Origin of the sequence: Kosakonia pseudosacchari (assembly GCF_900184035.1) — a bacterium.
Classification (GTDB): Bacteria; Pseudomonadota; Gammaproteobacteria; order Enterobacterales; family Enterobacteriaceae; genus Kosakonia; species Kosakonia pseudosacchari.
In genome coordinates this window covers 532,625-558,954 of record NZ_FXWP01000025.1, presented here as the reverse complement: position 1 = coordinate 558,954, position 26,330 = coordinate 532,625, and the positions used below count along the sequence as shown (strand labels likewise).

Sequence of the window (26,330 nt, the reverse complement as noted above, 5' to 3'; positions counted from 1 at the left end):
TTTTAAAAACTGACGTCAGGCTCTGTCTCAGTGTGCCCTGGCGCTTTTTGCCAGCGTCGTTAGAACCGCCACATCCAGAATCAGCGCGACGCTGCCGTCGCCGAGGATGGTCGCCGCCGAAATACCCGGAATTTTGCGGTAGTTCTGCTCAAGATTTTTCACCACCACCTGGTGCTGGCCGATCAGTTGATCCACCAACAAGGCGTAACGGCTACCGGCGCTCTGCACAATGACGGCGATCCCTTCGCTGATGTCGTAATCCTCGTCGTGAATGCCAAACAGCGTGCCCAGCTCGACAAGCGGTAAATACTCTTCGCGCACCTGCAACATGCGCTCGCCGCCGGTCATCCGGTGCAGGGTGTTTTCCGAAAGCATCAGCGATTCCATCATGCTGCCGAGCGGCAGAACGTAGATTTCTGAACCCACACGTACGGACATCCCATCGAGGATCGCCAGCGTCAGCGGCAGAATGATGCGGATCTTCGAACCGCGACCCTGCTCGGAATGGATGGTCACATGCCCACCCATTTCCTGAATGTTACGGCGCACCACGTCCATACCAACGCCACGACCAGAGACATCGGTCACTTTTTCCGCCGTGGAGAAGCCCGGCGCGAAAATCAGCATCCAGACATCTTCATCACTCATGTTGTCGCTGATCGTCATGCCCTGCAGTTGCGCTCGCGCCAGGATCTTCTCGCGGTTCAGCCCGGCACCATCATCGGTCACTTCGATAATGATATTGCCGCCGTGGTGTTCCGCCGAAAGCACCAGATTCCCCTTGTCGGCTTTACCATTGGCGCGGCGCACATCAACCGGTTCAATCCCGTGATCGAGGCTGTTACGCACCAGGTGCGTTAACGGATCGACAATCTGTTCGATAAGACGTTTATCAAGCTCAGCAGAACCGCCAACCAGCGTCAGTTCCACTTCTTTATTCAGCTTACCGGCCAGGTCATGTACCAGACGCGGGAAGCGGCTAAAGACATATTCCATTGGCATCATGCGAATCGACATCACCGACTCCTGCAAGTCGCGCGCGTTACGTTCGAGCTGCGCAATGGTGCTAATCAGCGTGTCGTGATTGGTGGAATCGAGCACACTGGAAAGCTGCGAGAGCATCGCCTGGGTGATGATCAACTCGCCCACCTGGTTGATTATCTGGTCAACCTTCTCGACCGCCACGCGAATGCTGCTGGCTTCTGTCGCTTGCGGGCGCTGGCGGTTATTTTCCGGGCGTGTCGCACGCGCTGCCGGTGCGGCCGGTGCCGCTACCGCGTTCACTGCCGCAGGCGTTGCTGCCGCAGCTTCGCCGGAGGTGGCAACCGGTTCTTCTTCGGCCGGGGCCGGGGCGATGGAAATCTGTTCCGGTTCGAGCACAAAACACAACACCGCCAGAATATCGTCCGGGGATACCGTGGTGTGCAGCGTCAATTGCAGGCTCTCATTGTCGGTCTGCAACTGGCTCACGCGGCCTAAATTGCCCATTTCATCAATGAGCGGCTGGCGATCGTCTTCTTTGATTTTGCTCAGCACGATGCGCAGCCGTTGGCCATCCTCGGCAGGTTTCGCCGCCGGTGTCGCAACTGCTTGTTCAACCACTGTGTCGGCAGCAACCGGTGCGGCGATATCTGTGGAAACCGCAGCGGAAGCCGTGCCGTCGAGAGCAATCTGGCGCAGTGCATTGCAGATATAGTTGAACGTCTCTTCGTCGGGCTCGGCGGAAGCTTTATAGGCATCCAGTTGATCCTGCATAATATCTTTGCTCTCCAAAAACAGATCGCGAATAGGGCCAGTAATCGTCAACGTACCGCTGCGTACATCATCCAGCAGGTTTTCCAGGATGTGCATGGTTTGCTGTAACACAGTGAAACCAAAGGTGCCCGCACCGCCTTTTATTGAGTGCGCGGCACGAAAAATCGCATTCAGAACTTCTCTGTCCGGCGAGTCGAGATCCAGTTCCAGCAGATACTTTTCCATATCCGCCATCAGCTCATCCGCCTCGTCAAAAAAGGCCTGATAAAAATCGCTTATGTCCACTTACTTACTCTCCTCAGGACCGCTTTTTACCGTAGGTTCAACTGCCACCGGGCTGCTTTGCGGCGGCGCGTCGGTGGCTGATGCACTCGGGCTTGCCGGGGTTGAAACCAGCGTGTCGCGCAAAAGCACATCTTCTTGCATGATCTGTTTCTCTTTCTGCTGGCTCAGCACCAGGATACTGATACGGCGGTTAATGGGATCGGCTGCATCGGAACCGGCCTGCATCATGGTGTCCGCCGTACCGATCACCCGGATAAATTTATTGCTCGCAAGCCCGGCACCGGCCAGGATGCGCCGCGCCGCATTGGCACGATCGGAAGAGAGCTCCCAGTTGCTGTAGCCCTGTTCACCGTTGGCGTAAGGCAGCGAATCCGTGTGTCCGGTGACAATGATGCGGTTCGGCATGTCGTTTAACACCGGCACCAGCGCCTGCAGAATATTCACCATGTAACTTTCGGGCGTCGGTCGGCCTATTTTGAACATCGGGCGATCCGCGCTATCGGTGATTTGAATCAGCAATCCATCATCGGTCAGCGAAAGCCGCAGGTTGGAGGTGAAGTTGTTCAACCGTGGATCGATTTGGATCAGGCTTTCCAGCTTCTCTCTCGCCCGCTTCAGGTTGACTTCACTCTTCTTCGCGTCCAGTTGCTGCAACGTTCGTTTGAAAACTTCGCCATCTTGTTTGATGACATCTTCGCCGCCGCCGGGGATCACGCTGTCGCTAAGGCTCGCTTTATCGCCCTGCGCCAGCGTGGTTTTCATCGGCATTTTGAAATATTCAGCGATCTGCTGGCGCTGCTCCGGGCTGGAAGAAGAGAGCAGCCACATCACCAGGAAAAACGCCATCATTGCGGTCATAAAGTCCGCATAGGCGATTTTCCAGGAACCGCCGTGTGAACCATGCTTTTTATTGATGGATCTGCGGACAACAATGGTAGTGGCAGACTTCTTACTCATGTCGACTCACCCGAAGAGGATGACGCGCTTGAGGTACGTACTTCGCGAACGTGATCTTCCAGTTCCGCGAAGCTGGGACGTTCCGTGGAAAAGAGGGTTTTACGGCCAAATTCAACGGCGATCTGCGGCGCATAACCGTTCATGCTGGAAAGCAGCATGGTTTTAATGCACTCGAGCATTTTCAGGTGTTCCGCGCTACGCTGGCGCAGCAATGTCGCCAGCGGCAGCACCATGCCGTATGCCATCAAAATACCGAGGAAAGTACCGACCATGGCGTGGGCAATCAGCGCGCCCAGTTCGGCTGCCGGACGATCGGCCGCCGCCAGGGCGTTAACCACCCCCATTACCGCCGCCACGATACCAAATGCGGGCAACCCGTCGCCGACAGCGTTAAGGCTGTGCGCCGGCACTTCATGCTCGTGTTCGCAGGTCTCAATCTCTTCATCCATCAACGCTTCCATTTCAAAGGCGTTGGTATTACCGCTCACCATCAGGCGCAGATAATCGGTGATGAAATTCATGATTTCACTGTCGGCCATCAGCCGTGGATAGGCTGAGAAAATCGGGCTGTTTTGCGGATCTTCAATATCGTTTTCCAGCGATACCAGACCGTTCTGGCGGCCTTTCGCCAGCAACAGATACATCATCGCCAGCAGATCCATATATAACGCTTTAGTGAAATGGGAACCTTTAAACAAAGTAGGAAACGCTTTTAAGGTGGCCCGGATCGCTTTACCGTTATTTCCGACAATAAAAGCCCCTACGCCAGCCCCGCCGATAATTAAAAACTCGGTAGGCTGAAACAGTGACGCTAGATTCCCGCCACTGAGCGCAAAGCCGCCAAATACAGTCGCGAAAACGACGATATAGCCAATGATGACTAACACTTCAACTCCTTAATAACTCAATAATCATGGCGCAACAACATAGCGGGCCGCGCGGTGAAAATGCCGCAGCATCTGTTACTGCCGCCGATGAGAACGCGCCAGATCAGGAGTGGCTTTTTTTATTGCCCGCGAAGGTGGAAAACACAAACAGCAGGTAAAATTGGTGCTGGTATTTTCCGGCGTGGTAATAAAACGCCCGCCACACGTGCTGCACTCAGTATGTTTAACCATGCCGCAGTCAATAAACCGCAGCAGCGTCCAGGCGCGCGTTAAACCTAAAACTGGTTTTTTCTCTGTACCGTTCAGACTATTTTCCAGATACAGGCGATAGCCCTTCAGCATAATCTCAACGGGGCGACCAGATTCCGTCTTTTGCAGATAACAATAAATGTTATAAAACATTGACGAATGAATATTTTGTTCCCACGCCATATACCAGTCGGTGGAAAACGGTAGCATGCCTTTCGGCGGCGAACAGCCTTTGAGTTCTTTATACAGTTTTAATAATCTTCTGCGGCTAAGATTGGTTTCACTTTCGAGAACCTGCATCCTGGCGCCAAAAGAAATCAATTCCATGGCAATTTGCGCATCCCTGATTTCTGACATTATGCTTTTTTCACACATCACAAACTCCGCTGTCAGGATCTCGAAGGCTCGTCCTCAGAAAGAGAATTAAGCAAATCAGTGGATAAAATGATTCCGGTATGGATACTTTGTAAAGCATCAATACGGGAATCTTTGGTCAAACAGTCAATCACTGTTTCGTTATCTATGCGTAACCGACAAATAAGCTGGCCGGTTGACGCAAGTTTAATAAGCTGCGGAAACGTCAAACCTTTCACAATATCAATAGTGGACTCACTTAATCCCAGGCGAAATTTTGCCGTAAAGCGGTCCTCGTGAATAAGACGTTGCGCCAATAACAAATAGGAAAGATTCAAATCCCGAATACACTGCGTCGGCTCATTAAAGTTTGTTACGTTCATTACAATTCCCCCTGTACAAGGTAATCCATAATGCAATTACCGTCCTTTATTGTGTAACCAAGATGTAACAAGTTTAATGCCGATTTTTTTAGTATAAGAAATCAAGGTGAAACGGAAATAATGAACCTAATAAGGAAAGCCAGCCTGGTCGAAATTTAATCGGAGCAAGATTTTCCTGATACCTTATTATTCCCAGCCTCTTCCTTCCAGACGTGCACGTAAACGTTTGATCGTTTGGCTATGCAACTGGCTGACGCGCGTTTCGGTAATACCCAGCAGCGATCCGACTTCCTTCATATTCAACTCCTGTTGATAATATAAATTGAGTAGCATCTGCTCGCGCTCAGGAAGTTCTCTGATCTCCTTACTGATCTGCTTTGTCAAATCGCCCAGTAAAACATCATTTAGCGGATCAAGATGATCCTGTTCCATTTCTGACAGCTCAACACCATCTGCCAGTAATTCTTGTAGCTCATCGAGTGAACAGAGCATGCTGGTATTTGTTTCGGATAATACTTGCTGATATTCCTGCAATGACATCCCTAATTCAGCAGCAATGTCGGACTCGCTTGCCACGCCACCGGCACGTTGCTCAACGCGCATAATGGCAGAAGAAACTTCGCGGGTCTTACGACGCACGCGGCGAGGCACCCAGTCGTGTTCGCGTAATTCATCCATAAAGGCCCAACGTAAACGCTGTGCAATATAGACCGTGAGTTTGACCCCTTTTTTGGGGTCAAACTGTTCGATTGCATCCAGAAGCGCAATAGCACCAGCCTGAATAAGATCGTCAATATCAACACTTGACGATAATTTAGACTGCATCTTTAACGCTTCATAGCGAACCAAATAACCGTATTTGGTCCACAACTGGTCTTTCTGAATTGACCCGTCAGGGCTATATAATCCATTCACTATTACAATTTCCGGGATGATAATAATTGACTAAAATTATTATCGATTATCGCCAATTCAAATAGCATGATAAGCAATCGGAAAGTGGAACATATCGTGACTTTATTTCCCCACGAAACCCACAGCGAATTAAAATGTTTCCCAGTCGCCTTCACTTTTCTTGGCAGGAACATAATCTCGCTTGGCAGTGGTAATAACCGGGCGCAATTTCTCGCTGTTATTTCGTTCACGGGTCACAACCGATACGTGGCTTTCATTAACAACAAACTGCGCGACAATTTGTTCCAGATCGCTGGCATGTTCTTCCACGCTGGTTGCGGTGCGCGCAGCATTCTCAACCATGCTGGCATTCTGCTGCGTGACCAGATCCATTTCATTAACGGCCTGCGCAATCTGGTTAATACCGGTGCTTTGCTCATCCGATGCCGAGGTAATTTCCGCCATAATGTCGGTTACCTGAATAACAGATTTCACAATTTCCTGCATTGAAGAACCGGCCAATTCCACTTCCTGGGAACCGATATTCATATTGGCGACACAGGTGTTGATCAATTGGCGGATCTCTTTCGCCGCATCGGCGCTGCGTTTCGCCAGGTTACGCACTTCACCGGCAACCACCGCAAAACCACGCCCCTGTTCACCGGCACGCGCCGCTTCAACCGCCGCGTTAAGCGCCAGGATGTTGGTCTGGTTAGCAATGCTATCGATCACGCTGTTGATGTCGGCAATTTGGCGGGAGTTCACCGTAATTTCCGTCATGATCTTATCAAGATTGGTCATCACTTCGCCGCCTTTCTGCGCGCTGGCGCTGGCGCTTTCTGCCAGTTGCTGAGCGCTGTGGGCGTTATCGGCGTTCTGACGAACCGTGATTTTCAGCTCTTCCATGCTGGCCGCAGTTTCCTGCAGTGCGGAAGCCTGCTGTTCAGTACGCGAAGAGAGATCGTTGTTGCTGGTCGCGATTTCCTGGGCGTTGGAGTAAATCTGCTTCACGCCATTACGAATACCGTACACCGTGTCGGTCAGCGACTGGCGCATATGCTCCACTTCCTGCAACATTTGGCCGATTTCGTTCTGCGCACCGGCGTCAATTTTGTTGCTCAGGTTGCCGCCAGCAATAGCCTGGAAGGAGACAACGGCCTGCTCCAGACGGCTAAAGATAGTGCGTTTCAGCCAGATACGAGAACCCACCGCGCTAATGATCGCCAGAGCCAGAGCAAAGAACGCGAAGAAAGTCATCCGCTGGGTGTCACTGTGCGATACCTCGCTAAAACCAGTAACCAGGTGCTCGGCATAAGTCAGATACTCTTCAGCCGCCTCTTGTACCGCAATACGGTTTTTGGCTTCGTCAATCATATCGCGATCATAGGCGGTCGGGTTTTTAATAAAGGTAATTTTCCGCTGCGCACTTGCCAGAACCGTATCAAAACGCTTCTTAATATTGGCGGCAATCGTCTGCTCTTCCTCGGTCTGGAATGGCGTGGACACAAATTTGTCCATCTGCTTTTCCGCATTCGCGAGCATTTCCTTCGCTTTGTCGATATCAGTTTGTTCTACCGGCTGGTTGATCAGGGTCGCGACCATCGCGCCGTTAACCTGAGCAATACCCCCCGTCAAGCCGACAATCGCGCTATTCAGCATATCGATGTTGTCATTGGTCATTACCGCATCACCGAAGTTATCCGCCGTCGAGCGGCTACTTACCAGCGCATAGGCAGAGACCAAAATAATACAAGCAATTAACAACCCAAACAGGATATTAATCCCGGTGGATATTTTTAAGTCTTTAAACATAACGAAACCTAACTAATTGAGAACACGGTGAAATACCTTTTTGCAGGTATTCCATGCACACATGCGAGATGAATAAAAACCCGTCAATAATGACGGGCCTGAATCGGGTTAACCCACAAAATTAAAAATTGATAGCTGCTGCATCGACTGAAATACGGTCATGGACGAATTAAGCGCAAACTCTGACATCTTTGATTGCGACAACAGCGTAATCATTGAATCCCAATCCGAACCTAATGTTTCCTGCAACCGGCTTTGCACATTGATATTTTGCGCTTCGGAACTAAAGCCCAGGGCTTCTAGTTGTTGCATATTGGTCCCGACGGTGGCGCGAACCTTACCGAGGTTATCAATGTTTTTCTTGATGCTGATATTGGTGCTGTCCAGCGTATCCTGCAAAGCCTGACGATCGGCATCGCTGGTAATCGGCTGCTGCAGTTGCGTAATGGCCGCGTCCAGCGCTTTAAACAGATCGTCCGACGAACCGCTCAAAAAGATATCGTCGCCCGTATGACCGACCTGCATTTCGGTGCTGTCGGAAACGACCTGCGTCATCGCGGTATCACCGCCGACATAGGTGCCGTCTTTCTGGAAAGGTGCCGCCCCGGTTTTGTAACCGGCAAAAATATAGCGCCCGTCGCTGTTTTTGGTGTTCGCCAGATCCAGCAGGTTATCGCGAATACCTTGCAACTCCTGCGCCAGCGCCGTGCGATCCTCATCGGAGTACGCGCCGTTACCACCGGCGACAATTTTCTGCGACAAATTTTCAGACAGCAGGTTAGAGATAGAATCCAGCGTGTTATCTTCCTGGCCCAGCGCATCCTGCGCGTAGGTGCGCGCGGTGTCGTACTGGCTCATTCTGGATAACGCATTCTGCAAAATGACCGCCTGCGACGCGCCCGTTGGATCGTCGGAAGGCTTCAGCAGCGTCTGCCCGGCTGAAAGACGCGTGGACAGATCGTTATAACCGGTCATGGCATCTGACAGGCTATCAATACGGTTTTGAAACATATAACTGGTGCTAAGACGCATCGTTTATTCCTGACTTTTCATTGAGTGGCCCGGTAAACCGGGCGTACTTAGCGAATACTTAACAACGTGTCGAACAGGGTGTTCGCAGTCTGTAGAACCTGCGCGTTCGCCTGGTAATACTGCGAGAACATCTGCAAATTGACGTACTCTTCAGTGATATCAACACCCGAAACCGACTGCTGCTGAAGCGCCCACTGGTCATACACATTCGCTGAGGTGGACATGTCCGCTTTCAGCGCGCTCACCGAGGCACCGACGGAGCTGACAAGGCTTGCGTAAGCGCCCGACAGCGTCTTGCCGTCAACCACTTCTTCGTCCTTGATGCCAATCATCGCCAGGATGTTCTCGTTATCGCTCTGGTCGTCAGGATCGGGAGATTTCGCCGCCGCAATCTGATCGCCATCGGTGATCGCCACGGTGATGTTATCTGCCGCGCCGTCGGTCGGGTTCAGCGAGAAGCTGTCGCCCGGCTGCGGTGTGCCGCCTGGGGTAATGGAGATCCCTTCGAATTCCAGTTCACCATTAGTGCCAATGGTCGGCGTGATAGCGCGGCCATCCGCAGTGGTGATAGTCCAGTCGGTGCTGCCCGGCCCGTTAAAAGTCAGCTGGTAGTCTTCCGATTTCACCGACGGGATATCGGCAAAGCTGACATCCAGTGAACCGGTGCCCGCGTTATTGATATTGCCGACCGCTTGCGGTTGACCGATGTTAAAAATATCGCCGCCCGCGTTGCCGTCGAGGTCGTAACCCTGCGCATTCGCTTCGTTGAATTTGTTGGCCATTTGCAGCGCCAGCTGGTTCAGCTGATCGCGCGCGGAAACCAGATCTTCATTGCGGAATTTGAACAGCCCGCCCAGCGCACCGGTGGTTTTCCCTTCGTCGAGCGGCAGAGCGTTGCCTGAAGCGTCAACGTACGCCACCACGGTTTTTGCCGGGTCGCTTTCAGAGGCACTGGCCTGCAGTTCATAGGATTTGCCGCCGCTCACCAGCGACATCCCGTTTTGCATGGAAACGCTGACCGCGCCGGTATCGGTATTTTCTGTCACCTTAATACCGATCTTCTCGCTCAGTTGGCCTAATATCTGGTCACGCTGATCGAGTAAATCCGCAGGCATACCGCCGGTCTGACCGTGGATCTTTTCAATTTGCTTATTCAGCGACGCCAGCTGTTTGGTATAGGAGTTAATATCATCAACGGTCTGTTCAATTTGCGTGTTGGTGCTCTGCTCCAGACCATTTAATGTTTTGCTGTTGCTGCGATATTGGTTGGCAATCGCATTAAATTCAGCCATAACCCCCTGGCGAGCCGCCGGATCAACCGGGTCTTTACTTACCGATTCCATGGCTTCGAATAAATTGTCCATGGTCACGGAAATATTGTTGGTGCTGTCGCCAAGCATGTTATCAATTTGGCTAACCTGCTCGTAACGGCTATTCAGGGAATAAAATTCCGTTGCCGCGCCGCGTACCTGATTGGTCATAAAACCATTATAAGCACGCTGAACGTCGCCCACTTTTACGCCATAGCCGAAGAAACCATAATTGGTGGATTTGCCACCCGCTTCGCCCAGGATAATATTCTGGCGGCTATATCCTGCGGTGGTCGCATTTGACAGGTTATTCCCCACCACATTCAATGCGTTCTGCGCAGCGTTAAGCCCATTCTGGGCGAGATTGATTAAATTCATATGTTATCGATCCTAACCAGAGGAGGAGGTAAGACGCCCCTGATAAAAGTAGCGCTCTCTTATATTTATCGGCCTTACAAAATTTCACTAAAGCCTGACGGTTAAAATAATGAAGAAAAATCTGTCGAATAGGCTTCAGCCGCCTGATTGACGTTATTCTTCACTTGCTGAATGATGCTGATCAATTTTTTCGCATACGCAGGATCGGTTGCATATCCGGCAGACTGCAACGCTTTTGCCGCTATTTCCGGCGATTCAGATTTCACAACATTTTTATAACGCGGGCTACGACTAATTAACGACGTATAATCTTCCAGCGCTTCGGTATAAGAGGAATAGACTTTAAATTTATCCCTTATTTTCTGCGCAGTGCCATTTTCATATTCGGTGGTGGTAATTTCGGTAGTTTCACCGTCCCAATCCGCCGTGGCTTTCACGCCAAATAAGTTATGACTTGGTTTGCCATCGCTGGTCATAATTTCGCGTTTACCCCAACCGGATTCCAGCGCCGCCTGGGCAATAATTAACTGATGTGGAATACCGCTTAAACGCGCGACCGCCATCGCAGGCCCCATCATGCGGGAAATAAAGCTGCCGCCAGGAACGGCCGCAATTTCCGGCTGCGGCGTGGCGGTTTTTTCTGCCTGCTGTTCTTCAGGGTCGACCGGCTGCAAACGCAGCGGCACGCTGATAAAGCGTGCCGGGCTGATATTAAGCGGCACTTCACGCGTCGCTGTGACATTTTCCACTGTTGAGGCGGGTTTGCCGGTCAGTTGTTGCACCATCAGATCGGCAAAACCCATTTTTCCTTTTTCGGCGATGTTCTGCGACAACTGCTGGTCATACATCGAGGTAAACATCTCCGACTGCTGCGTATTAAACAGCCCGTCTTTGAAGGAGGCCTGGCGCATGCTCTTGAGCATCATCTGCACGAACAAGCCTTCCATCTGCTTCGCCACCGCCTTTAACGCATCCGGGGAGTCGTTGTGGGCGGCCAGTTTCAGTTTGTCGAGGCTGTGCGCGTCAAACGCCGCCCCCTGAGTCATTGCCGGGCCGATCATCAGTTAATCTCCAGACGCGCATGCAGGCAGCCTGCGGTTTTCATCGATTGCAGGATCGCCATCAAATCATTCGGCGTTGCGCCAAGGTTGTTTAACGCCCGCACCACATTGTTCAAATCGGTGCTGGTGTTCACGCGTTGCAGCGAGCCGTTTTGCTCACGCACGGAAAGCTGCGTGTTCTGCGTGACCACTGTTTGCCCGCCTGCCAGCGGCGTATTCGGCTGGTTCACCTGGGTGTTGTTAGCGACTTCTACCGTCAGATCGCCCTGCGCAACCGCACAGGAATCCAGCGAAACATGGCGGTTCATCACCACCGATCCGGTACGCGAGTTGATGATGATTCGCGCATCACCGGCATCCACGCGCAACGGAATATCCTGCACCGCCGCAAGGAAGCGCACGCGCGCGGCGCTGTCGGCAGGTGCGCGCAGGCTAATGGTGCGCGCATCTTCCGCAAATGCGGCGCCTGCGTAACGGCGGTTGATCGCATCGCTCACCTGTTGTGCCACGGTGAAATCATCTTCATTAAGCTGGAGTTTAAGCGAGCCTTGAGCGGCAAAGTTCGACGGCACTTCACGTTCAACCGTCGCGCCACCGCTGATGCGTGCGCCATTAAGCTGGTTGACCTGCACCCGGTTGCCACCGGCTTGCGCGCCTGCGCCGGAAACCAACAGGTTCCCCTGCGCCAGCGCATAAATCTGGCTATCCGCGCCCTTCAGCGGGGTCATCAGCAGTGTGCCGCCGCGCAGGCTTTTGGCGTTACCCATTGAGGAAACCACCACGTCAATCTGCTGACCGGCGCGGGCAAACGGCGGCAGTTCCGCCGTCACCATTACCGCCGCGACGTTTTTGAGCTGCATATTCACGCCCGCCGGCACGGTGATACCGAGCTGCGAGAGCATGTTGTTCAGGCTCTGGGTGGTAAACGGTGTCTGCATGGTCTGGTCGCCAGTACCATCAAGCCCGACAACCAGGCCATAGCCCATCAGGGAGTTGCCGCGTACCCCTTGCAGGGTGGTGATATCGCGAATGCGCTCCGCGCTGGCCTGCCCGGCGATAAGCGCCGACAGACAGCACAACAGCGCAAGGCCACGGGTTAAGAGATTCGTTTTCATCATCAATCAAAAAGGAGAAAGGTTAAGGAACATGCGCTGCAGCCAGCCCATTTGCTGCGCTTCGTTGATATAGCCATTACCGACATACTCGATACGCGCATCTGCCACCTGGGTGGAGATAACGGTGTTGCTGGCGCTGATGGTGCGCGGGTTCACGATGCCGGAGAAGCGGATAAACTCAGTCCCTTGGTTAATCGCAATCTGTTTTTCACCGACAACCGCCAGGTTGCCGTTTTCCAGCACCTGTTTCACCGTCACGGTGATGGTGCCGCTAAAGGTATTTTTCGCCGCCGCGCCGCCTTTCCCGGCGAAATCATTCGTTCCACTGATGGACGCATCGGCTTTACCGTTGCCCACCAGACCGGCCATAAAACCAGGTACGCCGGCGACGCCGACATCGGTGGAGCCATCACGCGAGGCACTCGCCGAGGAACTCTTGCTGGCGCTGACGTTTTCTTGCAGCGCAATGGTCAGCGTGTCGCCTACGTTGCGTGGGCGGCGGTCTTCAAACATCGGTTGATAACCATAATTCATCGCCTGCCCTGTCTGAAAAATCGAGCCATTCGCGGTAGCGGCGGCGACCGGTGCGGGCATAGCGGAGGTTTCGCCCCCCACCAACGGTTTTTGCGGAATGTAGGCGCAGCCGGTAACCACGGAAATCAGCATGAAAGTCGTTGCTAAACGACAAAGCGTACGTACAGAGCAAGGGAGATTGGTCATTTCATTCACTACAGGTAAAGCAGCCGCGAGCGATGCCCGCGGCCAGGGATCAAAGTTGAGTCAGTCGTTGCAGCATCTGGTCAGACGTCGACACCGCTTTACTGTTAATTTCGTAGGCGCGCTGGGTCTGGATCATATTGACCAGCTCTTCTGCGACGTTAACGTTCGAGGTTTCGACGTAGCCCTGTTTCAGGGTTCCCGCGCCGTTTAAACCCGGTGTGGATTCATTCGGTGCGCCAGACGATTGCGTTTCGCGATACAGGTTTTCACCAATGCTTTCGAGGCCGGAATCATTGATAAATGAGCTCAGCGTTAGCTGACCAACCTGCTGCGGCGCGGTCTGCCCCGGCACGGTCACGCTGACAATACCGTCGTTACCGATGGTCAGGCTTTGCGCGTCCTGCGGGATAGTGATCGCCGGTTGCACCTGATAACCGCTGGAGGTCACCAGCTGTCCGTTCTGGTCAAACTGGAACGAGCCGTCGCGGGTATAGGCGGTGGTGCCATCCGGCAACTGTACCTGGAAGAAACCGCTGCCCTGAATGGCGACGTCTTTGCTGTTGTTGGTCTGCGTCAGGCTGCCCTGGCTGTGAATGCGCTCGGTCGCAACCGGGCGAACACCGGTACCCAGCTGTAAACCAGAAGGGATGGTGGTCTGCTCGGAAGACTGCGCGCCCGGCTGGCGTAAGGTCTGATAAATCAGATCTTCAAATACCGCACGCTGGCGTTTAAAGCCGTTGGTGCTGACGTTCGCCAGGTTGTTGGAAATCACATCCATATTGGTTTGCTGGGCTTCGAGGCCGGTTTTCGCAATCCATAAAGAACGGATCATGGTCTATTTCTCCTTATCGGGGCTTAACCGGCGCTCAGTAACTGGTTAGCTTTTTGTTCGTTATCATCAACGGTGGTGATGACTTTCATGTTCATGTCAAAACCGCGGGCGGTGGCGATCATGTCCACCATCGATTTCACCGGGCTGACGTTGCTGCCTTCCAGCATGCCGGGCATCAAGCGCAGATCCGCATCAGCGGGAAGCACTTGTGCCGCCGCCGGATCGGCGACATGAAACAGACCGTCATCGCCATGTTTCAGCGTGTTTGGTGTAGCGTTAACCATTTTCAGGCGCGCCACCTGCGCCAGCGCTGAAGGCTCATCGCCTGCGCCCAGCGCGGTGATGGTGCCGTCCGCCGCGATAGTCAGTTCCGCCTGCGGCGGTACAGCTACCGGGCCGCCGTCACCGAGCAGCGGCATACCGCGCACCCGCAACTGGCCTTCGGCATCCACTTCGATGTTGCCGTCTTTGGTGTAGCCTTCACTGCCATCGGGCAACTGCACCGCCAGCCAGCCGTTTTGCGGCATGGCGACATCCAGGCTGCGCCCGGTGGCCTGCATCGTGCCCATGGTGTTGTCGCTAAACGGCGTGGATTCGGCCACCATCGTGCGGGTTTCTATCGACGGCCCCTGCACAGGGATCGCGCGAAACGCCGCGATCTGCGCACGAAAACCGGTGGTAGAAGCATTCGCCAGGTTGTTAGAGGTCACCGCCTGGCGGTTAAGGGCCGCGTTTGCGGCCCCCATTGCGGTATAAATCGCGTGATCCATGAGGCGCTACTCTTAACCCAGGTTAACCAGCGTTTGCAGAAGCTCAGACTGGGTCTTGATGGTCTGAGAGTTGGACTGGTAGTTACGCTGGTAAACAATCATGTTCACCATCTCTTTACTCAGATCCACGTTTGAGGCTTCCAGCATGTTGCCGCGCAGCGAACCCAGGTTACCGGTGTCGGCAATACCAATGACCGGCTGACCGGATTCCGGGGTTTCCGTCCAGCAGTTGTTGCCCGCTGACTGAAGACCGCCCGGATTGGTGAAGTTGCTCAGTACCACCTGACCCAGCAACTGGTTTTCACCATTGCTGTAAGAGGCGATGATCTGGCCGTTATCACCCACGGTGTAGCCGTTCATCAGTCCCGGCGGATAACCGGTGGTGCTCGGGCTGTCCATGGTGTTTTCAGACGCCTGCTGAGAAAGACCAGAGAGATCGAGGTTGAAATTCAGCGCCGCGCCCCCCTGGTAAGCCGCGCCCGCAACCGGCAGGTTCGCCGGGTTGGTGGTGAGCTTGCCGGAGGTATCAAACGTCAGGTTGACGGAGCTGGTGGTGCCCGGCGACGTGGAGTCGACGGAGTAGGCCGTCCACTGGTTATCCGCCGTTTTCACGTAATAGACGTTGATCGCGTGTTCGTTGCCCAGGCTGTCATAAGCGTTAACCTGGGTGGAATAGGTGTAAGAGTCGCCATCTGCCGGATCGAAAGGCGTCACCGTGACAATCTCGTTACCGGAATCCAGGTTACCGGAAATGGAACCCGCGTCAGAGGCGCGAGCCGGCATCTGCCCGGTCGGGATCTGAATCGGCCCGACCGGCGCGCCCTGCTGGATCGCAGGCGGTGTACCCGTAGCCATGTAACCCGTCAGGCGCATGCCCTGGTTATTGACGACGTAGCCATTTTCGTCCGTCTGGAACTGACCATTACGGCTATAAAATACGCGACCCGCTTCGGTCACCATGCGGAAGAAACCATTGCCCTGGATACCCATATCCAGCGGGCTGCTGCCTGCGCCAAGTACGCCATCGCTGAAGTTCTGGTTCACACCAGCAACCTGTACGCCCATGCCGACCTGAGAACCGGCAAACACATCGGCGAAAGCCACAGAACCTGATTTAAAACCGACCGTTTGTGAGTTGGCGATGTTGTTACCTACAACATCCAGCGCCTGTGATGAGGCGTTTAATCCACTAAGACCTTGAGAAAAACCCATGTGATAAATTCCTGTGCGCAGGTTGCGCAAAATCCAAACTAAAAATTACTCGATGAGGTAAACGTCACTCAGCGAGGCGGTACCATTAACACCCAGTTGCAGCACCGCGCCTGAGTTGGTGAAGGAGACGCTCTGCACTTTCGCCGGTTTCAGCGCGGTAATGGTTGGCGTGCTGCCGTCGGCGTTGGTGGCGGAGAACGACACTTTGAAGTTCGTGTCGGCCTGCAAGCGCGGATCGCTCGGCTGGAAATCGTCAAAATCATCCAGCGAGTACTGATGCACGCCCGCTTCCACATTTTTCAGCTTCGCGGTATAGGCGTTACCGGCCGGATCGGTCAGCGTGACGGTGACTTCATCCGCCGGGCTGTTCAGGGAAATCCCGACTTTCTGGTTTCCGTCCGTGGCGGTGGAAACAGAAGGTTCGCCTTCAACCATGATGTCGCGCCCTACCCAGTCAGCGGAGTTCATCTGCTGCATACTGGCGACCAGCGTACCCATGCTGTTCATGGTGCTGTTGAGCTGCTCGACGCCCGCCGCCGTGTTGAACTGCGCCAGCTGAGCAGTCAGCTGGTTGTTGTCCATTGGGCTGGTGGGATCCTGGTTTTGCATCTGCGCCACCAGCAGCGTCATAAAGTTATTCAGCAGGTCGTCGGCGCTGGAGCCGGTACCGACACTCGAAGAACTGGTGGTATTGGTGTTACTGGTGCCCGACGAGGAGGTGGTTTTCGTCGTCGCGGCGCTTTGGGTGATGACCGGTGAAATTGCCATTCTTTAATCCTTACTGGCCCAGAGTCAGCGTTTTCAGCATCAGGTTCTTCGCCGAGTTCATCACTTCGACGTTGGCCTGATAGCTGCGGGATGCCGAAATGGTGTTGACCATTTCACCCACCACATCGACGTTCGGCATATGGACATAACCTTTGTCGTCCGCCAGTGGGTTTGCGGGTTCATAAACCAGTCTGTCCGGCGCAGTGGATTCCGTAACGCCGCTCACTTTCACGCCGCCAATCTCCTGACCGGCGGAGTTATCGACATTGAACACCACCGAACGCGCGCGGTACGGTTTGCCATCCGGGCCAGCAATACTGTCGGCATTCGCCATATTGCTGGCACTGACGTTAAGTCTTTTTGATTGGGCGGCCATAGCCGAACCTGAAATATCGAAAACACTAAACAGCGACATGAAAATTATTGACCTTGGTTAAGGGCACTCGTTAAACCTTTTATTTGAGCACCGAGAATCGTTAGACTCGTCTGATATTTGACATTGTTGTCAGCAAAATTAACGCGTTCACGATCCATATCGACAGTGTTTCCATCAGCTCGTGGCTGATCGGGAATACGATAAAGTAATTGTCGATTGTCCGTTTTCGGCGCTACGCCAGGAATATGTTTCCCGGCGGTTAAACTTAGTGTTAATGGATGACGCGTTTCCTGCTGCATTGCATTTTTCAATTCTTTTGAAAAATCAATATCTCGCGCCTTGTATCCCGGCGTATCGGCATTCGCGATATTGGACGCTAAAATATCCTGCCGCCGCGACATCAGGCTTAACGCCTGCTGCTGGAAACGCAATTCATTATCAAGTTTATCAAACATGAAATGACTCGCTTACTTCTGAATTGATTACGGGGCATAGTCTAAGAGACAACCTAATAAATCTATACCTTAAAAATCCGACAGAAGTTGACGCATTTAGCCAGTTCACTTTCGCTTAATTTGCCGAAAAGAAGCTTATATTTAAAAGTTGAAATAGCAATGCAGTGAAATGCTGTCAAAACTGACGGCATTTAATAGATAAGAAAATGTCCATCCTGAATTACAATTAAAAAAATATTAATCCTATTGTTTCTTTATATTATAAGGCAGGTTTACCTCATTATGCCGCAGCTCCTTATACGGTCGCTTATCGTGATTTTCGCGCTCTGCTGCCCGTTCTCACCGGCTTTTGCCAGCGCGCCGGAAAATAGCGATCTCGAAGCCCGCATCGCCACCTTGCTGGCCGCGAACAATAAAGAAGCGGAGAATCAGCCACAGCTGCGCATTAAAATTCTTACTCCCGCGTCTAAACTCGCCGCATTATGCGCCCAGCCAGATTTACGGCTTTCGGGCCGCTCTGTGCGCCTGACGGGTCGGCGCAGCGTGATAGCCAAATGCGGCAAAAAACAGCAGTTCATTCAGATTCAGATTAGTGCCACCGGCAGGTACTGGGTGGCAGCGCAGACGCTGAAACCGGGGCAGATTATTGGCGCAGAGGATATCCAGCCCGTGAGTGGCGAACTGGATCGTTTACCGGCCGGGTTATTGCTTGATCCGCAGAGCATTATTGGCAGCACGCCCACGCGCATCATTCAACCGGGATCGCCGCTGGCAGAAAATCAGCTGCGCCGCAGCTGGGCCGTTATTGCTAATCGCACCGTCGAAATTACCGCGCCGGGTGACGGTTTTCTGATCCACGCCAAAGGTAAAGCGCTGGATAACGCAGCGCTCGATGAAAGCGTCAGAGTACAGACCCGAACCGGCCAGGTGGTGGTCGCCACCGTAACAGGACAAGGACAAGTGAGCATTAGCCTGTCGAACTGATTTCAGTTTTATTTTCCCCGTGCCGATATCTTTAATACAGAGCCACCGCATAGAAAACCAGGATCCGTATGAACATTGAACGCACCCGCCAGGCCAATCCCATTCAGGCAGCCGGCACTCAACAACAACCCGTTGAGACCAGAGTTATGAATGATGAGGCAACGCAATCGGGGAAAACAGACGCCCAGCAGGCCGGCACGCAGGTCAAACTCAGCCAGCTGACGCAGCAAATTAAAAATGACGGCAGCCGTGATGTTAATACGGAACGTCTTGCCGCCATTAAAGCGAAGATGGATGCAGGTGAACTCCACCTCGACAGCGATAAAATCGCCAGCGCGTTGGTACGCGACATCTTTCGATTCTCATAATCTCAACATGCATGTGAATGATGGAAAACTTACCCGTAATTCTGAACAAACTGTATACGCTGCTGGGTGAACTTGAAGCGACCCTGGTAGAAGAAATTGGCCAGCTTAGCCGCGCCCAGATAAACCCGGTTTCACTGCAAGTGATCTCCGACAACAAGAGCCGTTTGTTGTCGGCGATTAACTTCTACGATGAGCAGCGTAAACAGGAAGAGAAACAGCATCAGTTGACGTTTCCCTACCCGCGCCACTCCGAACTGGCCACGCTTTGGGATCGTATTACCGTGGTGGTGCGAAAATCTGCTGAGCTCAATCAAAAAAGCTATCAGTTGCTGAACATGCATATGAAGAAGATGAACGACTTCAAAAAGATTGTCAGCCAGACGACCGCAACCGCGCAGCTGTATGGCGAAAGCGGCAACCGCAGCAATGATGCTTCGGGTAATGTTTACCGCATTTCTGTTTAATGCGGTCTCTTCTCCGTGCAACATTCAGCATTAACACAGCGTTATGGCGTCTTGCGCGCCCGTGTTGTTCCCCGCACCAGACCCGGAATCCCTCCTCTTTTCCGGGTCTGGTGAGTATGTTGTGCATGTGCTTCCCGCATTGCGCCTGACGCGCGTTCTCTGAACGCCTTTGCGTCGTTTTCTGCCCCCCTTTCCTCTATTCGTTTCGCGTAGCCTGTCGACGCCGTGACTGACTTTGCTTGCGGGTTGCAGGCTGACATTTCATTCCGTCTGCTTTTTCTGCGCACTGTTATGCACGTTGTTAATGGCTAACCAGATCGTTTCTTCTGTGCCGTAAGCGGGCATTAAGTTGCGGTGGTTTGTTCTGCGTGGCGTGATACGCGTTATCGATGGTTAAACCAGGATCTCTCCTCCGGTGCAGCAAGCTGGTGTTCAGTTCCGGTAGTTTGTTCTGCGTGATGTTATGCGCGTTGTCGATAACTAAACCAGGATCTCTTCTTCGGCGCCGTAAGCTGGCGTTCAGTTGCGGTGGTTTGTTCTGCCTGGCGTGATGCGCGTTGTCGATGGTTAAACCAGCATCTCTCCTTCGTCGCCGTAAGCTGGCGGCATTTTCCTATGCGCGGCATTCAGACGCTTAAATCCGCACTTTTCTTCTGTGCTGTTAGCTGGCGTTTAGTTTCGGTGGTTTATTCTACGTAGCGTCATGGCATCCATTTTTGCCTTCAGCGATTGTCTGGACGATTGAGGCTTACCGTCGCGCGCTTCGATTCTGTTTTATGGCCCTCATCCATAGCACAATCCTCTGCGCCGTTTATTTGACCATAAGCGTAAGTCGTCTTCGTACTAGTCTTAGCGATAAACCCGCACAGAAAGCCGTTCTCAGCGATTCCCCTAACAAAAATGTTTCTAAATGTTTCATAAATTTTGGCGGTGAATGTGAGGTCGGTCGCATTAAAAATCAAAAGCGCTGATTTAGATCCTTTTTTTCCGGTTAAAAATGCTGCCTGAGCGGGGGGCTGTCAGAGTAAATAATTGGCACTTTTTTAGCAGGGAATTTTTGAGCTGCTTTTTCCGCCTCCGATAAATCAATCGGCAGAAAAAAGGCTATTTACGAACGCATCAAAAATAGCGAGAATACGTTCAAGCAATGCAACAGGACGTTTTACCGGTTCATTCTGAATGGTGCTTTGCTTAAATACCCTCTCGATGAAAGGCGTGTTATTTAGTTGCCACATGTCGGGAAACCTGGTGACTAAACTATATTACTGTGGCAATTAGACAGTACATTAGTTGTCATATGTGATGTAAAACCACTATTTCGATTGCCACCTTGAGTGGCATTTTTTTTGCCATTTTTTCATGAAGTTAGAAATAACAATCAAGGAACAGTGTCAAAAGATATAAGAAGAACGGGAAAGGAAAGATATTTTTTGGCTATACAACATAAAAACAGAAATGCGAAAAAGAATGACAGGGAAAAATAGAAATATCAGAAATGGGGATCGCTAACATTCAAGAGCAGGCGAGATAACGCATCATAAAAATATCCATTCATCAACTTAACGGATATATTTTGACAGTTTTATCTTATCAGCGAAAAAAATAGAGAGAAGCCCGTTTTGCAATGGCTGTGGAGGCGTATTCTACCGTATCTTTTTTAATCGTCCAGTTTCTGCCTTCTGCGATGTTAACAACATAACAAACTGTTATATTTAAATTTTTCCGGGAAAAAAAGCAAAACCCACACCACGCAGTAGTGATTAGTATCGATGGCGTTAAATTTCCCCGCCAATTTCCGATTTTAAACTCTACATCAAACACAAACTGCGATATTTTAATCCAGAAAAGCTACTCATGAGGTTGTTGTGTGTTCTGGACATGCTGCACCTCGTCCGTCCACAGCCGCGTGTAATCAGGCCAGCTCTGCGGATAGCAAAAAACGCCCTGCACGCTGGCGGGCGTCACCAGCCGGTAGCGTTGCGCGAGCAGCGGCACGATCCAGCGGTGATCGCTGAGATAGCGCATCAATCGTTTGACGCGTCGGCTGTAGCGCTCCGCCGGCCCGGCGTTAATACGATCAAGAATGCGGATACCGCGCCGCCAGATTGCTTCTCCCCAAAACCAGGCCCACATCACGCTGTGACGGTAGCGCTCCTCCATGCTGAACGCGTCATGCTGCTCGAAACGCAGAAACCCCATGCAGATATCCTGCTCCGCCCAGTTTTTATCCTGCAATAACCAGTGGGTAACGCTTATCGGCGTCAGCGTCACTTTACAGCCGCGATACCGCAGGCTTTTCGCCAGCTCATCCACCAGCTTGCGCATTTCTGTTGAGCGGAAATAGACAAGATTCAGGCTATCTGGCAGTAGCGCCTGCACTTCCGGTTCGGCGGTTGGCTGCAGCCACTCCGGCAGCGGGCCCAGCGTATCCTCCCGCTCGATCAAGCCTGTGCTAATGCTACGCGCAACCCGCCGGATAAATGCCTGCTGCTGCGCGTTTAAGCGTCCGCGCGCCTGGTTGAAGGTCACATAATAAAAGGCATCGGCATTATCCCGCTCGGCCATCGCTTCGGGTGTAATCAACGACTGGGGCGTATCCATGCGTACCAGCGCAGGCAGCGGGGAGACGCTGAGCGGCGTGCTGTAAACAATCTCCGATGCCTGCGGCGTTTCGCCATACCAGGCGGAAAAACGTCTTAACACCAGTTGCGTACTGGAGTGCTCGCTCACTTTAAACGGCCCCAGGCCAATGGAGCCATTGCGCGGATGCGGCAGCGCATACACCGGGTTTGCCAGCCGATAAAGCAGCATGTTATCCCGTTGGCCCAGCTGCATCGTCAGCACATAATTGTCACATTTCACGTCAATAACATGCGGCAGCCCAGGGCCACCGGCATAGCGCTCAAGCGTCTGCCGAAGCTGCTCAGGCAGAACAGGTTCGCCGTTATGCCAGACCAGGCCGCGACGCAGAACAAAACGCCAGCGTAATCCATCTTCACTGCTGGTGATGGTATGGGCGAGGCCGGGAATGGGCGCGACCTGCTCAGGAATATGGCGCGTCAGCCCGGCATGCACCATCTGCAAAATATGCCGCCCGGCACGATCGGTGTGGATAGACGGAATGGGCGCCAGCAGCGGCCGGTAAAAAGAGATTAAATAGCGAAAACCGTCGCTGGAATAGTGCGGCTGCGCCTGAACGGATGTCGTTTCTGCTTCAGATGTCGGATATTCCCCCGCCAACAGGGTTTCCAGCGCCGCCGCATTCATACGGCATTGCAACACGCCCAGCGCGCCGCGCCCCGGACGCGAATTCCACACCAGCCAGCCCTCTTCCTGCATTTCATGCAATAGCGAACGTGCATAGCGCGCTGTGCAGGCGAGCGTATCGGCGATTTGCGCCAGCGACACTTCATGACGGTGAGTGTTATAACGGGAAAGCAGCCGATTATAACGGCGCAACAAACTCCCTTTTTTAACGGCAGAGTTATAAAGCATTAAAGTTTTCCAGCGTCATACAAGGAAGTTAAAAGATGAGCCGTCAGGCCAGAGGAAAGCCTCTTAAATGTAGCATATGAGAATAAAGCCAGAATTAACGCCTCCGCATTCCATGCGCTTTATCGCTGTCCCCTGAGGGCTGTAATCATATGACAAACAAGACTAAATTGGTAATTTTCATTTGAAACCCGGCCACTCTTTGTCATTTTAACCAATTCAGATATTTCATTGATATTATTTTCCCTCACACCTTAAAAATGCGCATCACTCATCATTAAGCACCACGCCTGGCAGCAAAATAACGCTATTTTTTTAACGCTGCGCGAAACTTTTGCCGGCATTCGAACGAACTGTCTTTGAGCGTTAATTTATTTCCCTTACAGGAGCGCAACATGATCCCGATGAAAAAACTCGTTCTCAGTCTCACCGCCGCTGCATTGTTGAACATCGCTACTGCCCACGCAGCCCTGCCCACCGGTTCGCAAGCGCCCGATTTTAAACTGCAAGGCGCGCTGGCCGGAAAGCCGCTCACCTTCTCGTTGCAACAGGCGCTGCAAAAAGGCCCGGTAGTGCTTTACTTCTTCCCGGCGGCGTTCAGCAAGGGTTGTACCATTGAAGCGCACGCCTTCGCCGAAGCGACGGACGATTTCAAAAAACTGGGTGCGACAGTGGTGGGCGTGACGGCTGGCAACACCGACCAGGTGGATGAATTCTCCAAACTGGAGTGTCGCGATAAATTCACCGTCACCGCCGATCCAGGCGCAAAAGTGGCGGCGCAATATGACACGTTGATGAAAATGAATGGCAAAACCCTCTCCGATCGCACCTCCTATGTGATCGCGCCCGATGGCAAAATCCTGCTGAGCTACACTGACAGAAACCCGGAGACGCATATTCAGAAAACGATGGAAGCGGTGAAACAGTATGCCAACGCGCATTCGTAAACGGGGCCGTTAATCATCATTTATCCATCAGAGAATCGCTATGTTAACCGCCATGCTCGCCGCCTTCGCAGGCGGCATTATTCTCAACTTTATGCCCTGTGTGTTTCCGATTATCTCGCTGAAAGCGCTGGGGCTGTTACGCCATACGCAAAGCCCGGCGCAAACCCGTAAAGAGGGTCTTGGCTTTTTGCTCGGCTGTGTGCTGACCATGCTGGCGCTTGCGGGCGTCTTGCTGGCGTTACGCGCCGGGGGAACCGCCGTGGGCTGGGGCTTTCAGTTGCAATCGCCGCTGGTTATCGCCTTTCTGGCGCTGATTATTCTGGGCGCGGCACTCAATTTGCTCGGCGTATTTGAGGTCGGTCTGTCGGTACAACGCGCCGGCGAGTTAACCCTACAACGCGGGGCATTTCTGCGTGCGGCGCTGACCGGTGCGCTCTCAATCATTGTCGCCACCCCATGCGCCGCCCCCTTTATGGCAGGCGCCATCGGCTACGCGCTTGTGCAACCACCCGCCGTGGCGCTGGTGATATTTATCGCCCTGGCGCTCGGTTTTACCGCTCCGTTTACGCTGATTTCACTGTTTCCGGCGCTCGGCAAATGGCTGCCGCGCCCCGGCGCATGGATGAATACGCTTAAACGCGGGCTGGCTTTTCCCATGTTCGGCGCTTTCGGCTGGCTGGTGTGGGTTCTGGCGCAGCAGGCTGGCACCACGGCGCTGGCGGCTATTCTGGCGGCTGCCGTGGTGGTGAGTTTCGCCGCCTGGCTTTACGGCATGGCGCAACAGCGTCGGTTTGCCGGGCGCGGTCATAAAGCGCTGTTTGCCCTGACCGCAGCGCTGCTGCTGGCTACCATTGTTCCGCTGCCTTCAATAGTGCAAAACGGTGCGCCGCTGGCGGCAAGCAATACGATTGAAGAGGTCAAATGGTCGCCGCAAACCGTGGCGGATAATCGCGGCCACGGCAAGGCTATCTTTGTCAATTTCACCGCCTCCTGGTGCATAACCTGCCAGGTGAATGAAAAGACCTCGCTCTCGACACAAGCCGTGAAAGCGGCGCTGGCGAAAACCGGCACGCTGTATATGGTGGCGGATTCGACCAAATTTAATGCGGATATTGATGACGCGCTCAACGAGCTGGGGCAAGGCAGTTTACCGCTGTATGTGGTCTACCCGGCAGACGGTGGCGCACCGAAAATTTTGCCGCAGGTGTTAACCCCTTCCATTGTGGTTAACGCGCTAACGCAGGCCAGCGGGAAAAAAACCTGAAGGCGGGATATGGAAAAAAACGAGGCAGCACGCGATGAATGGCCGCAACTGATGGCGCTGGCGCAGTCCGGCGACAGCCAGGCCTACACGCGGCTGCTCAAAGCGCTGGTGCCGGTTATCCGCTCCCTCGCCCGCAAACAGATTGCCGATGAAGTGCTGGTGGAAGATGTGATTCAGGATGTGCTGCTCACCGTGCACCGGGTGCGGCACACCTACGATCCGGGCGCGCCTTTTCTGCCGTGGCTGATGGCGATAGCCAACGCCCGCGCGGTGGATGCGCTGCGCAAACGAGGCCGCCATCAGCAGCGCGAAGTGGCAAGCGAGGCGGATATTCCCCTGCCTGCCACCAGCATGGAAGTGCCATCACACGATGAGCTGACCATGCTGCTGAATCAGCTACCTGCGCGCCAGCGGGAGGTGGTTGAACATGTTCACCTGCGCGAAATGACGCTGGCAGAAACCGCGACGCAGCAAAATTTGACGGTCGCCGCCGTGAAATCTCTGTTGCATCGCGCCCTGAGCAATCTTCGTCGGTTAGGAGCACATCATGGCCGATCATGACCTGTTAATTGAACAATTGGGTCGTTCCATTGAACCAGTAAAACGCCCCTTCCAGCCGGGCTGGCGGGCGCTAAGCTGGGTGGCGCTCGCGCTGCCTTGCGGCGTTATCGCGGGTTTTATCCTCAACCGCACGCTGACCGACTGGTCGCAGCCTGGCGCGTGGTGGGCGCTGATGCAATTACTGCTGACATTTATCGCCGGGACGCTGGCGGTGCGTAATGCGTTTCTGTTGAGCATCGCCGGGCGCAACGCGCTGGGCTGGAAATGGTTTACGCCACTGGCAGCGCTGTGGCTGGCAGGTACGTTCAGTAATCTGCATTTGCACCGCGTGTTGCCGGTAAGTACGGCTGTCGAAGGGCCGAATTGCTATCTGTTTATGGTGACGGTCAGCGTGCCGATGGCATTGATAGTGATTGCTTACCTGCGCCGCACGCGCACGCTTTTCCCGGCGCGCAGCCTGGCGGCGGCGGGCGCAGGCGTCGCCTGCATGGCGCTTACGCTGCTTACCCTTTGCCACCCGACGCACATCAGCCTGGCGGATTTGATGCTGCATATCGCCGCCTTCAGCACCATTGTACTGGCGACAATCGCGCTGGGTTACAAATGGGTGTCACTGCCGTAATGCGCAGCACGTACTGAACGGTC

At 53.3% G+C, this 26,330-nt stretch carries 26 protein-coding genes; 7 read left to right on the top strand and 19 right to left on the bottom strand.

Features of this window, described 5'->3' with window-relative positions; translation table 11 throughout:
- Positions 1 to 27 precede the first annotated feature (27 nt).
- The 18 genes from cheA to flgB all read right to left on the bottom strand — a co-directional run bounded on the left by cheA (position 28) and on the right by flgB (position 17,605).
- The gene (cheA, locus tag BN2591_RS21275) at positions 28 to 2,040 is read right to left on the bottom strand and encodes a chemotaxis protein CheA (RefSeq protein WP_086873766.1); all 2,013 of its coding nucleotides are present in this window, start codon (positions 2,038 to 2,040) and stop codon (positions 28 to 30) included.
- On the bottom strand, positions 2,041 to 2,997 hold the full coding sequence (gene motB, locus BN2591_RS21270) for a flagellar motor protein MotB (RefSeq protein ID WP_086873765.1): 957 nt from the start codon (positions 2,995 to 2,997) through the stop codon (positions 2,041 to 2,043).
- Positions 2,994 to 3,884: a flagellar motor stator protein MotA gene (gene motA / locus BN2591_RS21265; protein WP_086873764.1), complete on the bottom strand. Its 891-nt coding sequence runs from the start codon at positions 3,882 to 3,884 to the stop codon at positions 2,994 to 2,996. Before motA ends, motB begins: the two co-directional genes overlap by 4 nt.
- Before the next feature lie 75 nt (positions 3,885 to 3,959).
- Positions 3,960 to 4,508, bottom strand: a complete 549-nt coding sequence (gene flhC / locus BN2591_RS21260; protein WP_086873763.1) for a flagellar transcriptional regulator FlhC — start codon at positions 4,506 to 4,508, stop codon at positions 3,960 to 3,962.
- Between the two features lie 14 nt (positions 4,509 to 4,522).
- Positions 4,523 to 4,870, bottom strand: a complete 348-nt coding sequence (gene flhD / locus BN2591_RS21255) for a flagellar transcriptional regulator FlhD (protein ID WP_086873762.1) — start codon at positions 4,868 to 4,870, stop codon at positions 4,523 to 4,525.
- A gap of 186 nt (positions 4,871 to 5,056) precedes the next feature.
- Complete coding sequence (locus tag BN2591_RS21250; protein WP_086873761.1) at positions 5,057 to 5,785, bottom strand: RNA polymerase sigma factor FliA; 729 nt, start codon at positions 5,783 to 5,785, stop codon at positions 5,057 to 5,059.
- Between the two features lie 129 nt (positions 5,786 to 5,914).
- Positions 5,915 to 7,576: a methyl-accepting chemotaxis protein gene (locus BN2591_RS21245; RefSeq protein ID WP_086873760.1), complete on the bottom strand. Its 1,662-nt coding sequence runs from the start codon at positions 7,574 to 7,576 to the stop codon at positions 5,915 to 5,917.
- A 108-nt stretch (positions 7,577 to 7,684) separates the two neighbouring features.
- The gene (flgL, locus tag BN2591_RS21240) at positions 7,685 to 8,608 is read right to left on the bottom strand and encodes a flagellar hook-associated protein FlgL (RefSeq protein ID WP_086873759.1); all 924 of its coding nucleotides are present in this window, start codon (positions 8,606 to 8,608) and stop codon (positions 7,685 to 7,687) included.
- Positions 8,609 to 8,655: 47 nt separating this feature from the next.
- Positions 8,656 to 10,296, bottom strand: a complete 1,641-nt coding sequence (gene flgK / locus BN2591_RS21235; RefSeq protein WP_086873758.1) for a flagellar hook-associated protein FlgK — start codon at positions 10,294 to 10,296, stop codon at positions 8,656 to 8,658.
- A gap of 101 nt (positions 10,297 to 10,397) precedes the next feature.
- A complete protein-coding gene (gene flgJ, locus BN2591_RS21230) occupies positions 10,398 to 11,357 on the bottom strand; it encodes a flagellar assembly peptidoglycan hydrolase FlgJ (protein ID WP_086873757.1) in 960 nt (319 codons plus the stop codon).
- Positions 11,357 to 12,475, bottom strand: a complete 1,119-nt coding sequence (locus BN2591_RS21225) for a flagellar basal body P-ring protein FlgI (RefSeq protein ID WP_086873756.1) — start codon at positions 12,473 to 12,475, stop codon at positions 11,357 to 11,359. Before BN2591_RS21225 ends, flgJ begins: the two co-directional genes overlap by 1 nt.
- 3 nt (positions 12,476 to 12,478) lie before the next feature.
- Complete coding sequence (locus tag BN2591_RS21220; protein ID WP_017459384.1) at positions 12,479 to 13,138, bottom strand: flagellar basal body L-ring protein FlgH; 660 nt, start codon at positions 13,136 to 13,138, stop codon at positions 12,479 to 12,481.
- Positions 13,139 to 13,241: 103 nt separating this feature from the next.
- Entirely contained in the window at positions 13,242 to 14,024 is a 783-nt protein-coding gene (flgG, locus tag BN2591_RS21215) for a flagellar basal-body rod protein FlgG (RefSeq protein ID WP_017459383.1), read from the bottom strand.
- A 23-nt stretch (positions 14,025 to 14,047) separates the two neighbouring features.
- On the bottom strand, positions 14,048 to 14,794 hold the full coding sequence (locus tag BN2591_RS21210) for a flagellar basal body rod protein FlgF (protein ID WP_017459382.1): 747 nt from the start codon (positions 14,792 to 14,794) through the stop codon (positions 14,048 to 14,050).
- 12 nt (positions 14,795 to 14,806) lie between these two features.
- The gene (gene flgE / locus BN2591_RS21205) at positions 14,807 to 16,006 is read right to left on the bottom strand and encodes a flagellar hook protein FlgE (protein WP_086873754.1); all 1,200 of its coding nucleotides are present in this window, start codon (positions 16,004 to 16,006) and stop codon (positions 14,807 to 14,809) included.
- Between the two features lie 45 nt (positions 16,007 to 16,051).
- A complete protein-coding gene (locus BN2591_RS21200; RefSeq protein ID WP_086873753.1) occupies positions 16,052 to 16,774 on the bottom strand; it encodes a flagellar hook assembly protein FlgD in 723 nt (240 codons plus the stop codon).
- A 10-nt stretch (positions 16,775 to 16,784) separates the two neighbouring features.
- The gene (flgC, locus tag BN2591_RS21195; RefSeq protein ID WP_020454867.1) at positions 16,785 to 17,189 is read right to left on the bottom strand and encodes a flagellar basal body rod protein FlgC; all 405 of its coding nucleotides are present in this window, start codon (positions 17,187 to 17,189) and stop codon (positions 16,785 to 16,787) included.
- A 5-nt stretch (positions 17,190 to 17,194) separates the two neighbouring features.
- Positions 17,195 to 17,605 (bottom strand): flagellar basal body rod protein FlgB, encoded by a 411-nt coding sequence (gene flgB, locus BN2591_RS21190; protein ID WP_017459378.1) that lies wholly within the window; start codon positions 17,603 to 17,605, stop codon positions 17,195 to 17,197.
- A gap of 282 nt (positions 17,606 to 17,887) precedes the next feature.
- Here flgB and flgA point away from each other — a divergent pair, with 282 nt between their 5' ends.
- From flgA to BN2591_RS21175, 3 genes are all read left to right on the top strand, one after another.
- A complete protein-coding gene (gene flgA, locus BN2591_RS21185) occupies positions 17,888 to 18,589 on the top strand; it encodes a flagellar basal body P-ring formation chaperone FlgA (protein WP_086873752.1) in 702 nt (233 codons plus the stop codon).
- A 68-nt stretch (positions 18,590 to 18,657) separates the two neighbouring features.
- On the top strand, positions 18,658 to 18,957 hold the full coding sequence (gene flgM / locus BN2591_RS21180; RefSeq protein ID WP_086873751.1) for a flagellar biosynthesis anti-sigma factor FlgM: 300 nt from the start codon (positions 18,658 to 18,660) through the stop codon (positions 18,955 to 18,957).
- Between the two features lie 17 nt (positions 18,958 to 18,974).
- Positions 18,975 to 19,421 (top strand): flagella synthesis protein FlgN, encoded by a 447-nt coding sequence (locus tag BN2591_RS21175; RefSeq protein ID WP_086873750.1) that lies wholly within the window; start codon positions 18,975 to 18,977, stop codon positions 19,419 to 19,421.
- A gap of 1,848 nt (positions 19,422 to 21,269) precedes the next feature.
- Here the strand turns inward: BN2591_RS21175 and BN2591_RS21165 are convergent.
- A complete protein-coding gene (locus BN2591_RS21165; RefSeq protein ID WP_086873748.1) occupies positions 21,270 to 22,916 on the bottom strand; it encodes an SgrR family transcriptional regulator in 1,647 nt (548 codons plus the stop codon).
- Between the two features lie 392 nt (positions 22,917 to 23,308).
- Between BN2591_RS21165 and BN2591_RS21160 the strand changes: the two genes are divergently transcribed.
- The 4 genes from BN2591_RS21160 to BN2591_RS21145 are packed head-to-tail and all read left to right on the top strand — an operon-like array spanning position 23,309 to position 26,307.
- Entirely contained in the window at positions 23,309 to 23,860 is a 552-nt protein-coding gene (locus BN2591_RS21160) for a peroxiredoxin (RefSeq protein ID WP_086873747.1), read from the top strand.
- Positions 23,861 to 23,900: 40 nt separating this feature from the next.
- Positions 23,901 to 25,124 (top strand): protein-disulfide reductase DsbD family protein, encoded by a 1,224-nt coding sequence (locus BN2591_RS21155; protein WP_086873746.1) that lies wholly within the window; start codon positions 23,901 to 23,903, stop codon positions 25,122 to 25,124.
- Between the two features lie 9 nt (positions 25,125 to 25,133).
- Positions 25,134 to 25,685: a sigma-70 family RNA polymerase sigma factor gene (locus BN2591_RS21150; protein ID WP_086873745.1), complete on the top strand. Its 552-nt coding sequence runs from the start codon at positions 25,134 to 25,136 to the stop codon at positions 25,683 to 25,685.
- The gene (locus BN2591_RS21145; RefSeq protein ID WP_086873744.1) at positions 25,672 to 26,307 is read left to right on the top strand and encodes a DUF1109 domain-containing protein; all 636 of its coding nucleotides are present in this window, start codon (positions 25,672 to 25,674) and stop codon (positions 26,305 to 26,307) included. The genes BN2591_RS21150 and BN2591_RS21145 overlap by 14 nt, the downstream gene beginning before the upstream one ends.
- Positions 26,308 to 26,330 lie beyond the last annotated feature (23 nt).

Bases quoted from the DNA above. Each gene is read 5' to 3' on its own strand.
- motB (WP_086873765.1), bottom strand. From the start codon at position 2,997: ATGAGTAAGAAGTCTGCCACTACCATTGTTGTCCGCAGATCCATCAAT.
- flhC (WP_086873763.1), bottom strand. From the start codon at position 4,508: ATGTGTGAAAAAAGCATAATGTCAGAAATCAGGGATGCGCAAATTGCC.
- flhD (WP_086873762.1), bottom strand. From the start codon at position 4,870: ATGAACGTAACAAACTTTAATGAGCCGACGCAGTGTATTCGGGATTTG.
- BN2591_RS21245 (WP_086873760.1), bottom strand. From the start codon at position 7,576: ATGTTTAAAGACTTAAAAATATCCACCGGGATTAATATCCTGTTTGGG.
- flgL (WP_086873759.1), bottom strand. From the start codon at position 8,608: ATGCGTCTTAGCACCAGTTATATGTTTCAAAACCGTATTGATAGCCTG.
- flgK (WP_086873758.1), bottom strand. From the start codon at position 10,296: ATGAATTTAATCAATCTCGCCCAGAATGGGCTTAACGCTGCGCAGAAC.
- flgJ (WP_086873757.1), bottom strand. From the start codon at position 11,357: ATGATCGGCCCGGCAATGACTCAGGGGGCGGCGTTTGACGCGCACAGC.
- BN2591_RS21225 (WP_086873756.1), bottom strand. From the start codon at position 12,475: ATGATGAAAACGAATCTCTTAACCCGTGGCCTTGCGCTGTTGTGCTGT.
- BN2591_RS21220 (WP_017459384.1), bottom strand. From the start codon at position 13,138: ATGCTGATTTCCGTGGTTACCGGCTGCGCCTACATTCCGCAAAAACCG.
- flgG (WP_017459383.1), bottom strand. From the start codon at position 14,024: ATGATCCGTTCTTTATGGATTGCGAAAACCGGCCTCGAAGCCCAGCAA.
- BN2591_RS21210 (WP_017459382.1), bottom strand. From the start codon at position 14,794: ATGGATCACGCGATTTATACCGCAATGGGGGCCGCAAACGCGGCCCTT.
- flgE (WP_086873754.1), bottom strand. From the start codon at position 16,006: ATGGGTTTTTCTCAAGGTCTTAGTGGATTAAACGCCTCATCACAGGCG.
- BN2591_RS21200 (WP_086873753.1), bottom strand. From the start codon at position 16,774: ATGGCAATTTCACCGGTCATCACCCAAAGCGCCGCGACGACGAAAACC.
- flgC (WP_020454867.1), bottom strand. From the start codon at position 17,189: ATGTCGCTGTTTAGTGTTTTCGATATTTCAGGTTCGGCTATGGCCGCC.
- flgB (WP_017459378.1), bottom strand. From the start codon at position 17,605: ATGTTTGATAAACTTGATAATGAATTGCGTTTCCAGCAGCAGGCGTTA.
- flgA (WP_086873752.1), top strand. From the start codon at position 17,888: ATGCCGCAGCTCCTTATACGGTCGCTTATCGTGATTTTCGCGCTCTGC.
- flgM (WP_086873751.1), top strand. From the start codon at position 18,658: ATGAACATTGAACGCACCCGCCAGGCCAATCCCATTCAGGCAGCCGGC.
- BN2591_RS21175 (WP_086873750.1), top strand. From the start codon at position 18,975: ATGATGGAAAACTTACCCGTAATTCTGAACAAACTGTATACGCTGCTG.
- BN2591_RS21165 (WP_086873748.1), bottom strand. From the start codon at position 22,916: ATGCTTTATAACTCTGCCGTTAAAAAAGGGAGTTTGTTGCGCCGTTAT.
- BN2591_RS21160 (WP_086873747.1), top strand. From the start codon at position 23,309: ATGATCCCGATGAAAAAACTCGTTCTCAGTCTCACCGCCGCTGCATTG.
- BN2591_RS21155 (WP_086873746.1), top strand. From the start codon at position 23,901: ATGTTAACCGCCATGCTCGCCGCCTTCGCAGGCGGCATTATTCTCAAC.
- BN2591_RS21150 (WP_086873745.1), top strand. From the start codon at position 25,134: ATGGAAAAAAACGAGGCAGCACGCGATGAATGGCCGCAACTGATGGCG.
- BN2591_RS21145 (WP_086873744.1), top strand. From the start codon at position 25,672: ATGGCCGATCATGACCTGTTAATTGAACAATTGGGTCGTTCCATTGAA.